A 16,007-nucleotide genomic window follows, 5' to 3' on the forward strand; every position below is an offset into this window, starting at 1 on the left:
CTAGGCGGCCGTCGATGTCCTTCCCCCAAAAGCAGGTGATGTATGACGAACGTATTGCGCTATGCCATGGCGGGCTTGTTCCTCTGCACGGGCATCTTTGCCAGCCAGTCCGAAGCCACGGTGGTCGTCGGCGGCACGCGCGTGGTGTATCCCGCCGAGGGCAAAGAGGTCACGGTCAAGCTCACTAATCAAGGCAGCATGCCCGCGCTCGTACAGTTCTGGCTGGATGCCGGTGATGAGAAGTCGATGCCCGACACTGCCAAGGTGCCGTTCTCGGTGTCGCCCCCCATTTTTCGCATGGAGCCAGGCAAGGGCCAGGCTGTGCGCGTGATGTACACCAAGGAACCCTTGCCGACGGATAAGGAATCGCTGTTCTGGGTCAACGTGCTCGAAGTGCCGCCGAAGTCGGCCGATGATGGCCGTAACCTGCTGCAGTTCGCCTTCCGTACGCGCATCAAGCTGTTCTTCCGTCCCGCTGGCTTGCCGGGTGAAGTCAACGCCGCGCCGGAGAAACTGACCTGGACATTGGTCAACGGCGAAGGCGGTAAGGGTGTGGCCCTGCATGTCGCCAACCCGACCCCGTACTACGTCAACTTCGCGCATGTCGGCCTGAAGATCGGCGAACGAAGCGTGATGGAGAAGGGCGGCGGCATGGTGGCTCCCGGTGGCACCACCACCTTCCCCATCACGCACCTCGCCAGCCGGCCGAGTGGCGACGTGAAAGCGCAATTCGACGTCATCACGGACTTCGGCGCCGTCAACACGATCGTGCAGCCACTGGCGCCGTAAGCGCCCGTGGCTCCCACCGATACCAAAAAGTTTTGTGAAGGTCGCGCACGGCGCGGCCCGTCATCACGGTTGATCCGTGTCATTGCAGGAGAGGTTCCGTATGTTGGCCAACGCTAATGGATTATCTGTGGGCCCATCGGTGACGCCGTTGCGTCGTGCTCTGATGCCTGCGCTGATCCTGAGCGCGCTGGCAACGCCGGCCTATGCGGCCGACCCGGCAGCCGGCCCTGCTGTGGAACCTGCTTCGCCGGGCGGCATTAGCTTCGATACGAGCTTTTTTCCGGCCGGCATGGCACCCAAGGTCGATCTATCCCGCTTCGAGAAAGGCAACGTCGTCTTGCCGGGCACCTATCGCGGCGACGTGTACTTCAACAAGGTGTGGAAGGCGCGCAACGACTTCGTGTTTGTGGCCGTGCCGGGCAAGGACAACGCACAGCCCTGTTTCGACGCGGCCACGCTAATCAGCCTCGGCGTGGATCTGAAAAAAGTCCTCACGCAGACCGAGGATCCTTCGCTCAAGAAAATACCCGAGGGCCAGTTCTGCGGCGCCATCGGGGACTACATCCCGGGCGCCACGGCCGACTTCGACATCGGTACGCAGGAGCTGTCGCTGTCCGTACCGCAGATCTACACCAATCAAGCAGCGCGCGGCTATGTCGATCCCTCGCAATGGGATGCGGGCATCAATGCGGCGGTGCTCGGCTACAACACCAATCTGTATCGCTCGAATTATGGCGGCCAGAACCAGACCAGCGGTTATGTCGGCCTCAACGCATCGCTCAAACTGGGCTCCTGGCAAGCGTATACCTTGGGCTCCTTGAGCTGGTCCAGTCGCACCGGCAAGCGCTACCAGAACACCGCAACGTATCTGCAGCACGATATTCCCTCGCTGCAGGCCCAGGTCGTGGTGGGCGACACCTTCACGCCCGGCGATATGTTTGACAGCGTGCGTCTTCGTGGTGCGCGCCTGTACACCGACGATCGCATGCTGCCCCAGTCCATGCGTGGCTATGCGCCCATCGTGCGTGGCATCGCCGAAACCAATGCGCACCTGGTGATCCGGCAGCACGGCTATATCATCTACGACGCCAACGTAGCACCCGGTCCGTTCGCCATCGACGATCTCTACCCTACCGGTTACGGCGGTGATCTCGATGTGGAAGTGATCGAAGCCGATGGTCGCGTTCAGCGCTTTACGGTGCCCTTTTCCGCCGTCGCACAATTGCTTCGCCCCGGGCAAAGCCGCTTCAGCATCGCCGCCGGCAAGGTCAAGCAGCTCAATCTGCTCAATACGCCCACGATGGTGCAAGGCACCTATCAGCGCGGTATCACCAACAGTGTCACCGCGTATGGCGGTGCTACCTTCGCCAACAGCTACGGCGCTGTGCTGGCGGGTGCAGCGCTCAGCACCAAGGTTGGCGCCTTTTCCGCCGACATCACTTACGCGAGTAACCAGGCGCCGGGCCAAAGTGCCACGCGCGGCACCAGCCTGCGCCTGGGCTACAACAAAAACATCATCGATACCGGCACCAATTTCGCGGTGGCCGCGTACCGCTATTCGACCAGTGGCTATATCGGCCTCAATGACGCCGTCGCCATGCGCGACGCGGCCGCACGCGGTTGGGGCGCCAGCTACATACCGCGCCAGCGAAGCCGAATGGACGTCAATATCAATCAGGCGCTTGGCAGCCGCTATGGCCAGCTGTTTCTCCAGGGCTCGGTAACCGATTACTGGAACAGTAGCGGGCGTCAGACCAACTTTTCGGCCGGCTACAGCAATCGCTGGAAATCGCTCAACTACAGTTTTACCGCTCAACGGCAGCTGATCAGTGCCAGTCAGATTGGCGTGCCAGGTGTTGCGCCGATCGACGAGATTCCCGGTGCGCCGAGTGCATTCAATCTTCAAACCCCCGGACGTCGCGACACCCTTTTTCTGTTTACCGTCAGCGTGCCGCTCGGCCGCAGTGCACAGGCCCCCCAGCTGACGGCCATGCTCAATCGCGCCAAGGACAGCGGCAGCAGCAGCCAGGCCACGGTGAGCGGCTCCGCCGGTGCAGACAATCGATTCAATTACGGTGCCACCGTCGGTCAGACCGACGGCAGCGGCACCACCGGCGGTGTCAACGCTCAATACAGCAGCCCGCTCGCGCAGATCGCCGCGGGCTACAGCCAGGGTGGCGGCTATCAGCAGGTCAATGCCGGTGCGTCGGGCAGCGTGGTGGTGCATAGCGGCGGCATCACGTTCGCGCCGCCCACGGGCGAAACCATTGGCCTGGTGCATGCGCCCAACGCCACCGGTGCATCGGTGTCCAACGGACAAGGCGCAGCGGTGGATTCACGCGGCTACGCCGTGGTGCCGAACCTGATGCCGTATCAGCTCAACACCGTCACGCTCGACCCCAAGGGCACCGATGCCGGCGTGGAGCTGAAAACCACCACCGCCAACGTCGCACCGCGCGCAGGTTCGGTGGTGCGGTTGAACTATGAAACCACCAGCGGCCGTGCGCTGATGATTGAAACCACCTTGCCCGATGGACATCCGGTGCCGTTCGGTGCCGACGTGTTCGATGCGCAAGGCAATAGCGTCGGCGTCGCCGGTCAAGGCAGTCGGCTGTTTATTCGCGACATGCCAGCTTCTGGCATTTTGACGGTGAAGTGGGGCGGGGACGCGACAGAGGCGTGCCGGATCAACGTGCAGTTGCCACCCGTTAGCAAGGGGCGTCAGGCCGATCTGCAAACGATCCATGCCGCCTGCCAGATCGAAGATGCAGCGACCGTCCATAAGTCCGAGGCACAAGACCGCCCTGTAGGTAAACCCGTTGCCACGATCACCCCGATACAGCGTTATCCGGGTGTTTACGGTACACCGTCCATGCATGCGAATGGCTTTGCGCTTGCACGCATCGACCATCAAATCTCTGGTTTGTCAGTGAGGGCCGCTGGATGAACATCTTAAAGCTAAAATCTATCGCACTGCTGGCTTGGTGCTTGCTGGGATTCATGTGTTTCCCGCGAGCAGCATCAGCACAAACTTTGTGCAGGGGTCCTTTTCCCGTACAAACGGTGCATCAGACCATCAATTTTGGCACGATCACGGTGCCTGCGTCAGCCCCGATTGGCTCCGTGCTTGGAGAAACAACGTACCGCTCGTCCCCAGGATTTTCATCAGCACCTTACTGTACCACTCCCGGTATTTATGTATTGGTTGATACTACTGCTGATTTATTCACGACGTTATCCGGCATTGATGGTGTATACAATACAAATATACCGGGGGTGGGAATACGAATTACTGGGATTAGTTATGCTGGAACAAGTGAGCTCCAGGGGCCGGGTACCAGAGGATGGGTATATGACAACGCCACTTTCCGTGTGAGGCTATTCAAAACAGGAAATATTACTTCGGGTGGAAACATTACAACCGGGATGGCATCCAGAGTTATGTCTCAAGGCACAACTATGATGTGGCTCAACATTACCGGCGGCACAATTGTAAAGCCTACCCCCACCTGCTCCCTCTCCACCTCCAGTGCCACCTTCAACATGGGCACTTTGGCAACGTCGACCTTTACCGGCGGTGCTGGCAGCACGTATCCATGGGTCGCCGACCAGTCCCTGGTATCCGGCGGCTGCAATGCCAGCACGGTGTCCATGACGTTCGCAGGTACGGCCGCGCCAGCGCCCTACGCCAGTGCGTTTGCCAATGCCGGTACCGCGAAAGGGGTTGCCATGCAGCTATGGCAAGCCAGCGGCGCGCAAGCCATACCCAATGGCGGGGCGATCAATTTCGCGCCTCAGGGCGCGGGCGGAAACTACAGGTTCTCCGCCCGCTATATCCAAACAGCTCCCGTCGTCACCACCGGCTCGGTCAGCGCGACCGCCACGGTCACCGTCAACTATCAATAAGGGATGAAGATGAGACCCCTATTTCATTGCACCCTGCTGGCAGGTTTGATCGCTACCGGTTCGGTCTCGGCCGCGGATACGGCACATATATATTTCGTCGGAACGATTAACGGGGCGACGTGTTCTCTATCGACCTCCAATATCACCATTCCTTTGGGGGGGGTGAATAAATCGGCCTTTACAGGTGTAGGCAGTGTTTCGGCTTGGGTGGGGGGTAGTCTGGTTTCCGGTGGTTGCAATGCTTCCCTGGTATCGATGACCTTCACCGGCCCAGCCAATGCCAGCAATCCCAAATTATTTGCGGTTATCGGGGGTGCTGCCGGTATCGGCATCCAGTTGGACCAGGCCGGCGGGGCGCAACAAGCCATACCCAATAGCAGTACCCCGGTGACGTTTGCACCGGCGGCTGCAGGTGGGCTCTACTCGTTCGGTGCGCGCTATGTGCAAACTGACGACGCCATTCGCACAGGGCCGGCCAATGCGACGATCACTGTGTTGATTACTTATACCTGAGATGCCCGGCATGAAAAACACATACGTATTTGCCAACATCTGTTCAGGCCAGCGTCGATGGGTTGCCGCTTTGTTGGCGGCCGGCATGGCCTTGGCATCTAGTGCTGCCTTCGCACAGAGCAGCGGCAACGCAACGATTAAAGTCACCGGAACAATTACCGGGGCAACGTGTTCTCTATCGACCTCCAATATCACCATTCCTTTGGGGACTGTGAACAAATCGGTCTTTACAGGTGTAGGCAGTGTTTCGGCGTGGGTGAATGGCGATCTGATTTCCGGTGGTTGCGATGCTTCCCTGGTATCGATGATTTTCACTGCGCAGGCCAATGCCAGCAATCCCAAATTATTTGCGGTTGTCGGGGGTGCTGCCGGTGTCGGCATCCAGTTGGATCAGTTTGGCGGTGGGCAACAAGCCATACCCAATAGCAGTACCCCGATGACGTTTGCACCGGCGGCAGCAGGTGGGCTCTACAAGTTCGCTGCGCGCTATGTGCAAACTGACGACGCCATTCGCACAGGGCCGGCCAATGCGACGATCGCTGTGTTGATCACGTATACCTGATGAGATGCCCGACATGAAAAACACATACGTATTTGCCAACATCTGTTCAGGCCAGCGTCGATGGGTTGCCGCTTTGTTGGCGGCCGGCATGGCCTTGGCATCTAGTGCTGCCTTCGCACAGAGCAGCGGCAACGCAACGATTAATGTCACCGGCACGATTACCGGAGCAACCTGCTCGCTAAGTACGTCGAATATCACGATTCCTATAGGTACCGTAGATAAATCGGTATTTACGCATATAGGCAGTTTTTCGGCTTGGGCGCCGAATCAATCTTTGATTTCATCTGGCTGCGATGCCTCCCTGGTGTCGATGACGTTTACTGGCACACCGGCACCTGGCAACGCAGACTTATTTGCGGTCACCGGCGGCGCGGCAGGTGTCGGTATACAATTGCAAAAGAACAATACGAATGGCGGCCCCGGCGGCGGGCAAGCCATACCCAACAGCACAACGTATCCCGTCACGTTTACACCGGCCGCGTCTGGCGGAGGCTATGGTTTTTCTGCTCGCTATGTACAAACCGCTGACAAAATCACTACCGGCCCGGCTAACGCAACCATAACCGTTTTGATCACCTATATCTGATGGGCCCGAACATGAAGAGCATGCGCCTATTTCATGAGTCCTGTTTAGTGCATCGTCGCCGGGCTATCGCTTTATTGGCGGGCTTGATCGTCTCGACACCCGGCGCTGTACTGGCTCAGGCCGGGAGCGCCGCTATCGGCGTCACCGGCGTCATCGGCGGCGGCGCCTGTGCCATCTCGACGAATCCGGTGGACCTGGGCGCGCATGATGCCAGCGAATTTACCGACGTGGGTTCCTCGCCATCCTCGGGCTGGGTCAATTTCCCAATCACCTCGCAGGGATGCAGTGCCGATATCGTGACCCTGCATATGGGTTTTGACGGCAACGCCGACACTACGAACAAGGGCTTATTTGCGATTACCGGTGGCGCTAGGGGCATCGGCATACAACTGCAGACCCAGGATGGCAGCGCCACGGTGGTGCCCAACAGCACTACCGATTTATTGAACTGGACCCCGGTCGGTGTAGGTAGCACATACCCCATGCGCGCACGTTATGTGCAAACATTGGACGCCGTCACCCCTGGTGCGGCCAATAGCGTGGTAACCGTCATGCTGTCGTACAACTAGTGGGTTCTTTCGCCATGGATGTTCCCATCTTATGTTTGGAGACGACATGATCCGAGTGCTTTTCGCCCCTCTGTTCCGTGTATTTGCTGCGGTCTGTCTGGCCGGCTTGCTGATCGTGCCGGCGCGGGCCGATATCGTCATCAACGGCACGCGTGTGATTTATTCCGCCAAGGAGCGTGAGGTCACAGTCCAGCTTACCAATGATGAGAAAACCGACCCGCGTTTAGTGCGCGCCTGGATCGACAGCGGCGACGTGCATGAACCCCCTGATCATATCGATGTGCCGTTTACTCTGACGCCGCCGATGTTTCGCCTGGATGCAGGCAGGAGTCAGGCGTTGCGCATCATGTATATCCCAGGAAGCGACAAGGCGAGGTCGTTGCCCAAGGACAAGGAATCGGTGTTCTGGCTCAACGTATTGGCGGTACCCCCCAAGCCGGCCGACGCGGCAGATGGAAACATTCTGCAATTTGCCTTCCGCACCCGGATCAAATTGTTCTTTCGTTCCGAAGGGTTGGTGGGGCGACCCGACGGTGCGCCGGCGCAGTTGACATGGAAGCTCGTGTCCAGCGGCGCCGAACCGGCGCTGGAGGTCCATAATCCCAGTGCTTATCACATTTCGTTTGCCAAGGTCGCGCTGCGGGTGGGCGGCAAAGACATTCAAAGCGACGCGCCCCCCATGCTCAGCCCGGGCAGCACCGGGCGGTACGTGCTCAAGGGCTTGACCCACACGCCTGATGCCACGGCCGAAGTGCATTTTTCGGCCGTTGACGACTATGGCGGTGAGCAAACCTACGCGGCCAAATTGCAATCGGATTAATGTCGAAGCTCTGTTATAGGACACCTCGAAAAACTCCGCGCCAAGTTCGTCATCCCGGCGAAACCCCGAATGACGAGCGAAGAGAGGTTATTCGTGGTGCCCTATGGCTCGTCATTTCGGCCTTCCCCGGAACGACAAGCAAAAGACGGTCTTCGAGATGTCGACTAACGATAGGTACGGGATGATGAAGAGCCACTACTTTCGCTATGTATGCGTGCTGGCTGCGTGGTGTCTGGCCTGCCTGTCAGCAGCGCCAGCCCGGGCGGGCGTGGTGATCGACAATACGCGAGTCATCTATCCGGCGCAGCAGCGCGAAGTCACCGTCAAGCTGATCAATGAGGACAAGCAATCGCCACTCCTCGTTCAAGCCTGGATAGATGATGGCAATGAAAAGAGCACGCCCGACCAGCTCAATGTGCCGTTCCTGCTGACACCGCCGGTGTTCCGCATGGATCCGGGTAAAGGGCAGGCGCTGCGGGTGGTCTACCTCAAAGATCGGCCGTTGCCGGCGGATAGAGAATCGGTGTTCTGGCTGAATGTGTTGGAAGTGCCACCCAAGCCCAAGGTGGCCAAGGGTGAGGAAAGCAACACGCTGCAACTGGCCTTCCGCACGCGTATCAAGCTGTTCTACCGGCCTGAAGATCTGAAGGGCAGTGCCGCGGATGCGCCGAGCCAATTGCGCTGGACTCTGGTGACCGATGGCGCGGGGCGTGCCCTGCAAGCGGAGAACCCCAGTGCCTATCACGTTTCGTTCGAGAGCGTGGCTTTGGCCGTCGAGGGAAGGGACATCAAGAGCGAAGATGTCAACATGATCGCCCCCCATGCGACGCAGCGTTTCTCGCTCAAGGAGGTGAATCTAACCGCCGACGCCAAGTTGGAGGTGCATTTCACCAGCATTGGCGACTATGGCGAGCTGGTAACGCATGCGGCGAGGTTGACTCCATAACGACACACAATGTGTCATCACCACGACCGATCGCTATCGGGAATGTCAAATAATTCGTTATCAAGTTCGCCATCCCGGCGACTTTACGTTCTTGAAGAGCAAGGCACTGGATAACCAGCTTCGCTGTTGTAAAGCGCATCCGGCTTTCGCCGGAATGACGAGCGAAGAGAGATTATTCGAGGTGCCCTGAAGTTGAAGTTTCGGCCCGGATGCGACGCATTCGGGTTTTTTTTTATGGCCAAATCGGCGATAGATAATCCAGAAGCACGGCTAAGCGTGTGAATGGCTTACCGTCAGCCCGTCGATTTAGGACCTGTCAGATATCTACAGATTAGGCTAATCCCTAGCCTTGTCTCATCACGCCATGGACGCGAAGCCGCAGGCGTATGTGTGCCCATAACCGCTTTGAACGGATGTAGTCAGGCCAGGACGGCTGGAGGAGCGGTGCGCGGACACCGCTGATATCCACCCCAGAGAGGCATGACTTGGCGCGAAGTGCGCCACAGGGTCACTCACCGTTTCCTATGTCCTATCGACTCGACAAGCTGATGGTCGCCTTTGGCCGGCGTCGCACCCACGTATCGGGTGATGGCGACCTGGCGGCTCTTCGGCGTTATCAACGACAGCTGCTGTATGGCGGCGGCTTGGTGTTGAGCCTCGTGGTCGTGCTTATGTTAGGCGCGGTACTGGCGCAGCGCATGACGGACTATCAGACCGGTCAGCTGGATGAGTTCAACACGGCGAGGTTGGCGGTCGAGTCGCAATTTATTCAACGCGACGCGGGCTATGCGCGCACGCGCAACACGCTTCAGTATGCCTGGCGTCATCGCGGGGCGACGCTCACAGCAGAGGGGCGCACGTACCTGCGTGACTTCCTCGATCACGGTGAGCAGGCGATCGTGAGTGCTGGCCCGGGGGCCCTGCCTTGGTTGGTTTTGGGAAAGGGGGCTTCAACCCTGCCGCGGACGACACTGGATCGCTACCTTGGCTTGGTCACTGAGCTGTCGACGATCGTGCAGACCCCGATCACAGAACAGAGTCGGCCAGACTCGACCATCGGCTATTTTTTTGATCCCAGTGGGTCGTTCTTCGCTTTCGGCAACGGCCTTGACGAGGATGGGTGGCGTGCAGCCACCGGGCGGGCTGATCGTGCTTCGATGTTTGCCCGGCTCGCGGAGCAGGGCCATCCGGTGTGGTCGCCTCACGGCACGAAGTTGCCCTGGGTGCGGATGTCTCTGGGCAAGCATCCGGTGACCGGTGAGCCGGCCATCACCGGTGCCTTCGCGGTGATGGATGGCAACGAACGGATTGGCGCACTGGTGATGTTCGAGCCGGCGCAGCGGTTCGTGGATAGGCTGCGTGAAGTGACGCAAGGCGACTTCACCCTGGTCACTCACGAAGGAGACATCGTATTCGGCACCGGGCCTGTGCAGGCGACCGCGACGATAGTGAAGAACTTTCGCCTGGCAGATGGATGGTCCGCATGGCGCAGTGGCGTCACGGCGCACCGATATGGCGGGCAGTTCTTCATTGCCGATCGCGTCAAGGGCACGGACTGGTCGTTGGTGTATGCGTACAGTTGGCGTGATTTCGTGCGAGAACGGGGGGCGTCCGTAGCGATCGATGCTGCGCTCGCCGGTTTGGTGTTGCTCGGCGTTTGGCTTCTGCTGATCTGGCTTGACCGCTCGACCTTCAAGCCCGCGCTGGCGCGGGCATCGAGGGTGTACGAGAGCGAAGCATTGAGCAGGGCGATCATCGAAACATCGCCGGTGGGTTTGTGCTTGATCGCTGCGGATGACGGTGCGCTCATTCTTCAGAACGACCTGGCGCGGGAGTACGCAACGGAAGTCCACCACACGCACCGAACGCTGTATCGCCAGCTGGTGGAAGGCTATGCGGCGGCTACGCAATCGCCCGCGCAATCGCCCTCGCAATTACCCAGGGGACGGCCGGAAGGGCGTGAGTTCAAGCTGACGCTTGGGGGCTCGGGCGCGCAGCGACATCTGCTGGTAGCGGCAGCGCCTACGATGTATCAGGAGCGCCCGGTGTTGCTATGCGCGCTGCGCGATCTCACTTCGCGCATTGACATGGAAGCATCCCTGCGCCAAGCGCGCCAGGTGGCGGAGTCGGCCAGTCGTGCCAAGTCGGTGTTCGTGGCGACCATGAGTCACGAGATTCGCACGCCGCTCAACGGCATGCTTGGCCATCTGGAGCTGTTTGCAAGAACGCCGATGAGCACCCATCAGCACGATCGCCTGACCCGCATTCGCCAATCGGCCGATGCGTTACTGGTGGTGATCGGCGATGTGCTCGATGTGTCCAAGATTGAAGCGGGGCAGCTGGATATTGAGGTGTTGCCCTTTGATCTGCGTGCCATGGTGGAGCGAGTCGCGCTGCTGTATGCGCCTGCCGCGCTGGCCAAGGGCATTCGGTTGTCCTTCCGCATCGACCCCACTTTGGACTGCAGGTATCGCGGTGGCTCGGCGCGTATCGAGCAGGTGTTGCGCAACTTGGTCAGTAACGCGATCAAATTTACGGCGTCGGGCAAGGTGGTGGTACGGGTGTCGCCGGTATCTGCGATGGAGGGCTCGCACACATGCGTGCGCTTCGAGGTGGTCGATTCCGGCATCGGCATGTCTGAAGCGCAGCAAGCGAAGTTGTTCGAACCGTTCGCGCAAGCCGACGCCAGCATCGGCCGCCGCTTCGGCGGCACGGGGCTTGGGTTGGCGTTATGCCGGCAGTTGAGCGAGTTGCTGGGCGGATCCATTTCGGTGCTCAGTACGCCGGGGGTGGGCAGCGCATTCGTTGTCGAACTGCCCTTGCAGGTTGACGACAATACGCAGACGCACGAACGTCCGTTGGAGGGTATGCGAGTGGCGTTGCTGTCGAGTGTGCCCGAATGGCGCGATGAGATTGGTGATCGACTCGCGGCATGGGGTGCCTTGGTTGACGCGGCGGCGCATCCCGAGGAGCTGAACCAAGACGCCATTGCCTCGGCATCGGCCCTGGTGATTTTCGACATGCCGTGGGGCGCCTGGACCGATGACGAGGAGGCGGCTCTGGACGCGCGACGCGTCGTACGGGCCCAGAGTGACGGCCCACTGTTGCCCGAATGGCACGAGGGTGGGGCCACCGTGTCCTGCTATTCCAGCGACGCGCTGCTGCGGGCGCTGCAACCAAGCTACGCGGCTGGGGGAGTGGATCAGGTGTCCGTGCTGGAGCCGAACAACCACCATGGGCGCAGCCGCATCCTTCTCGTCGACGACAATCCAGCGAATCGGGCATTGGCGCAGCAGCAGTTGGAGCTGTTGGGCTATGCCGTAGAGACTGCCGAGCATGGCGCCGCCGCCTTGGCGCGCTGGGGGGCAGGGAGGTACGACATCGTGCTGACCGACGTGAACATGCCGGTGATGAATGGCTACGACCTGACCCGGTCCCTGCGCCATCGCGGCGCGACGCTGCCGATCCTGGCCTTTACCGCGAGCACGGAACAGGAAGAGCGGCTGCGTTGCGAACGGGCCGGCGTCACCGAATTGCTGCTTAAGCCCTTGTCGCTCGACCAGCTCGGAGCGTCGTTGTCGCGGCATGCCGGGTAGGGCTTCTGGCAGGGATACCGTTCGGTTCCAATAGGATGTTGGGAAAGGGCTTTCCTGCCCTTTCCCAACTCGCCGAGTCCGGCGCATGTCCGGACTCGGCTCCGATGAATCAAGCACTTGAAGTGCTTGATTCACGGCAGGCCATCCCTGGCCTGCAGTAGCAGGCTGTTTCTCAACAGCCTGCTAACAGATCGTCAGAAAATCGGATAGATTGCTCCGAATTCAGGCTCAACCTCCCTCGTCCTGCAGCGAATCTCCGGGTTATCGATGAGCCAGACCGAAAACCAGCGGCCATTGTCGAACTCCCTGCCTGCGCAGGGTGGTCATCGTGAGTTGGCGTCGCTGCGCAGCCACCAACGGCAGTTGCTTTATGGCGGTGGTGGACTGTTGACGCTGGTGATCTTGCTGGCAGCCATCGGCAGCTGCCTGCTCGGTATCGATGATTACCACACCAGCCAGCGACAGCTCTTTCAGGATGGCCGGGAGGCGATCGACACCTTCCTCGTCCGGAAGAACCACGGCTACACCGCCAGCCTGTATTTCAACAACGCCTCGTGGGTGACACGCCAGCCGCTGCTACTCCAGAACGGCGAGCCGCTGGCGAAGCAATTCGCCGCTCAGGGCGAGCGGTTGACGTTGCGAGCCAACGATTCGGCGGTGCCCTTTCTGGTGCTTGGGCGCGGTTCCGCCTCGCTGCCAGCAGCGCGCCTGGCCGCCTATATGGGCTTGATCTATGAATACTCGTCCGTGCTCTCGTCGACCATCGCTGCGATGGAGTCCACCAAGCCGCTCACCATGTACGCCTATGAGCCCGGTGGCTCGCTGTTTGCTATCACTGGGGTGCGTGATGAGGCGCAGTTGCTCAGCGCGCTGAAGGTCTCCACCCGTGAGGAGGCGTTCGCACGCCTGACCATCCCTGACGCTCAGTGGCAGGCGGCGATGGCGGGCTCGAACGGTGCCGTACTCGCGCGAGGTGGCAAGGTGTCGTTCTACTTTGCACGTAACCCGGTGACCGGCGAACCATCGCTGGCGTGCGCCATGACGCTTGCCGTGGACGGGAAAATCTATCTCAGGCGAGTGGCCTTTGAGTCAGCGGATAGGGTCAAGGAAAGTTTGCCTTCGACGTCGCCTGCTGCTTTCACCATCGTCACTCGCGCGGGCGACATTGTGGTCGATAGCGGCCAAGGGGAAACGACGCCTGCAAAGACTCAGGCGCTTCTGCGTTCGGCCGGGCTTTGGTCGTCCTGGCCATCCGGCGAGGTGTTTCGTCGCCATGGCGGTACCTATCTGATCGCGGATCAGCTCGAAGGTATCGACTGGGCCATTGTCCATACCTATACGTGGCGACAGATGCTGGGCGACATATGGCAGCGCATGGCGCTGATTGTCGCGGCCGTGTTACTGATTCTGGCGGGTTTGTGGACGCTGCTGTTGCGGATGGATCGGCGAGTGCTGGCGCCCGCGCTGGCCGACGCATCGCGCGTGTACGAGAGCGAAGAACTCAGCCGGGTCATTATCGAGACCTCGCCGGTCGGGTTGTGCCTGCTCGACCACGTGCAAGCACAACCCGTTCTGCAGAATGACGTCATGCGTCGTCTTGCCGGACAGGTCGGTGATTCCACGTCGCTGTACGCACAACTTGCCGAGCACACGCGGCATCGGGACAGCGCCTACGGCGCGCCCGAAGCCATCGACTTCCAGTTGGATCTGCATCGACCGGATGGCGATCGTCTCCATTTGCTCGTGGCCGCCGCACCTATCAGCCATCGCGATCGGCAGGTATGGCTATGCGCACTCCGCGATGTGACGGCGCGGGCCGAGTTGGAAGAACGTTTGAGGCAGGCGCGTCACGATTCGGAGCAGGCGAAGCGAGCGGCGGAAGCGGCCAGTCATGCCAAGAGCACGTTCGTGGCCACCATGAGCCACGAGATCCGCACGCCGCTCAACGGCATTCTTGGTCATCTGGAGCTGTTGTACCGCTCGCAACTGGAAGCGGCGCAGCGTGAACGGCTGGATCGCATCCGTCTTTCCGCCGACACCTTGCTCGGGATCATCAGCGACGTGCTGGATTTCTCAAGGATCGAGGCAGGGCAGCTGGATATCGATCCTGTACCGTTCGCGCTGCGTCCACTGATCGAACAGGCCGTCCTGCTGTTCGCGCCGTCGGCGCAACGTGGCGGGCTCAAGCTCTACTTCGGCATCGCCCCCGCGCTGGCTGCGAGCTATATCGCCGATGCGCATCGCATCCGGCAGATCCTCAACAATCTGGTGAGCAACGCGGTGAAGTTCACCGAGTCGGGGCGGATCAGCCTGCGCGCATCGCTGGCGGACACTCAGCCGGACGGCAAGCCGCGTCTGCGCTTCGAGGTGGTCGACTCCGGCATCGGTATGTCCGAAGCGCAGTTGGCGCAGTTGTTCGAACCGTTTTCTCAGGCGGACGCCAGTATTTCGCGTCGTTTCGGCGGTAGCGGTCTTGGTCTGGCCTTGTGCCAACAGTTGGCGCAACTGCTTGGCGGCTCTCTCAGTGCGCAAAGTACGCAGGGTGTCGGCAGTGTTTTCACGTTGGAAGTTCCGGCGGAATCCGACCCTGAGGCACGGGCTGTCAACGGCAGCTTGCTCGCAGGAAAGCGCATTGCCTTGCTATCGGGCGCCGCGGAATGGCGTTCGGAAATTTTCGCGCTGCTGAGCGCCTGGGGCGCCGATGTCGTCGTTGCGGGGCAGCCATCCGACTTCGACCAGGCATGGCGGCAGCGCGCTGACGTGCTGCTGATCTTCGGCACGCAACCGGCGTGGAGCGACGAGGATGAGCAAGCCCTGATCGCCGGTGCGCGACACGTCGTTCGCGCGCTAGCGGATGGGCCGTTGTCGCCCGTTTGGCACGATGGCACCGTACATATTTCCTGTTATTCCAGCAACGCCCTGCGAATCGCCATGCTGCAGGAAAGCGCCGCCGGGCCGCTGGCCGATGACGTCGCGCCGATGGGCGTGCAGCCACGTGGCAGCCAGACACGGGGCAGGGTACTTCTGGTCGACGACAATCCCGTCAATCGCGAATTGATCTTCCAGCAACTGGAGGAACTGGGCTTTGGCGTCGATGGCGCTGAAGATGGCGGGGTGGCTTTGCGCATGTGGAACGCCGGCCTCTACGCCGCCGTGCTGACCGACATCAATATGCCGCACATGAACGGCTACGAGCTGACCCGCGCGTTACGAGAACGCGGCGAGACCCTGCCGATCCTTGCCATCACTGCCATGGCCCTTGCCAGCGAGAAGCACCGCTGCAAAGAAGCCGGCATCGACGACATGTTGCTCAAGCCCATCTCGCTGGAGCAGCTCGACGCCGCCATGTCACGCCATGTCGCCGCTGCGGCGCAGAACGAACCGCAGCCGACACCCGTACGCAAACCTTCGGAGAAGGTGCGGCGAGTGTTCGTCGAATCAGGCACGCAAGATGTCCAGGCTATGCTCGAAGCCTGGCATCGCGGCGACGAAACCGTTCTGTTGGAGCGGCTGCATTCCTTGAAAGGTGTGCTCCTCATGCTCGGCGAGCGCGACGCAGCCCGAGCCTGCGCGGCGATGGAGCTGAGCATTGAGGCTGACGGGGTCGATGGTTTTGAGGGCACGGCAGATGAGCTGACGCAGATGCTCCTTGCTGTCATCAGCCGTTATGAGGAAGGCAGCCCCCTTAGTTGATCGATGTCGGTGCCGGCAGCACACTTT

At 60.4% G+C, this 16,007-nt stretch carries 11 protein-coding genes; all 11 read left to right on the forward strand.

Annotated elements, in window-relative coordinates; genetic code table 11:
- The first annotated feature begins 42 nt into the window (after positions 1 to 42).
- The 11 genes from OUZ45_RS15870 (at position 43) to OUZ45_RS15925 (ending at position 15,980) form a co-directional block, all read left to right on the forward strand.
- Positions 43 to 789 carry a fimbrial biogenesis chaperone gene (locus OUZ45_RS15870; protein WP_266171117.1) on the forward strand — a complete coding sequence of 249 codons (747 nt, stop codon included), beginning with the start codon at positions 43 to 45 and terminating at the stop codon, positions 787 to 789.
- Positions 790 to 889: 100 nt separating this feature from the next.
- A complete protein-coding gene (locus tag OUZ45_RS15875) occupies positions 890 to 3,736 on the forward strand; it encodes a fimbria/pilus outer membrane usher protein (RefSeq protein ID WP_266171118.1) in 2,847 nt (948 codons plus the stop codon).
- A gap of 53 nt (positions 3,737 to 3,789) precedes the next feature.
- Positions 3,790 to 4,695 carry a fimbrial protein gene (locus tag OUZ45_RS20885; RefSeq protein ID WP_425601699.1) on the forward strand — a complete coding sequence of 302 codons (906 nt, stop codon included), beginning with the start codon at positions 3,790 to 3,792 and terminating at the stop codon, positions 4,693 to 4,695.
- A 9-nt stretch (positions 4,696 to 4,704) separates the two neighbouring features.
- Positions 4,705 to 5,208, forward strand: coding sequence for a fimbrial protein (locus OUZ45_RS15885; protein WP_266171119.1), 504 nt, complete (start codon positions 4,705 to 4,707; stop codon positions 5,206 to 5,208).
- A gap of 10 nt (positions 5,209 to 5,218) precedes the next feature.
- Entirely contained in the window at positions 5,219 to 5,770 is a 552-nt protein-coding gene (locus OUZ45_RS15890) for a fimbrial protein (RefSeq protein ID WP_266171120.1), read from the forward strand.
- Between the two features lie 13 nt (positions 5,771 to 5,783).
- Positions 5,784 to 6,356 carry a fimbrial protein gene (locus tag OUZ45_RS15895; RefSeq protein ID WP_266171121.1) on the forward strand — a complete coding sequence of 191 codons (573 nt, stop codon included), beginning with the start codon at positions 5,784 to 5,786 and terminating at the stop codon, positions 6,354 to 6,356.
- Positions 6,357 to 6,367: 11 nt separating this feature from the next.
- Complete coding sequence (locus tag OUZ45_RS15900) at positions 6,368 to 6,925, forward strand: fimbrial protein (RefSeq protein WP_266171122.1); 558 nt, start codon at positions 6,368 to 6,370, stop codon at positions 6,923 to 6,925.
- 46 nt (positions 6,926 to 6,971) lie between these two features.
- Positions 6,972 to 7,745, forward strand: a complete 774-nt coding sequence (locus tag OUZ45_RS15905; RefSeq protein ID WP_266171123.1) for a fimbria/pilus periplasmic chaperone — start codon at positions 6,972 to 6,974, stop codon at positions 7,743 to 7,745.
- 184 nt (positions 7,746 to 7,929) lie between these two features.
- Positions 7,930 to 8,691 carry a fimbria/pilus periplasmic chaperone gene (locus OUZ45_RS20780; protein WP_323137570.1) on the forward strand — a complete coding sequence of 254 codons (762 nt, stop codon included), beginning with the start codon at positions 7,930 to 7,932 and terminating at the stop codon, positions 8,689 to 8,691.
- Positions 8,692 to 9,215: 524 nt separating this feature from the next.
- Complete coding sequence (locus OUZ45_RS15920; protein WP_266171124.1) at positions 9,216 to 12,287, forward strand: ATP-binding protein; 3,072 nt, start codon at positions 9,216 to 9,218, stop codon at positions 12,285 to 12,287.
- Positions 12,288 to 12,554: 267 nt separating this feature from the next.
- Entirely contained in the window at positions 12,555 to 15,980 is a 3,426-nt protein-coding gene (locus tag OUZ45_RS15925) for a hybrid sensor histidine kinase/response regulator (RefSeq protein WP_266171125.1), read from the forward strand.
- Positions 15,981 to 16,007: the final 27 nt, after the last annotated feature.

It is taken from the genome of Dyella subtropica (genome assembly GCF_026283965.1).
Classification (GTDB): Bacteria; Pseudomonadota; Gammaproteobacteria; order Xanthomonadales; family Rhodanobacteraceae; genus Dyella_D; species Dyella_D subtropica.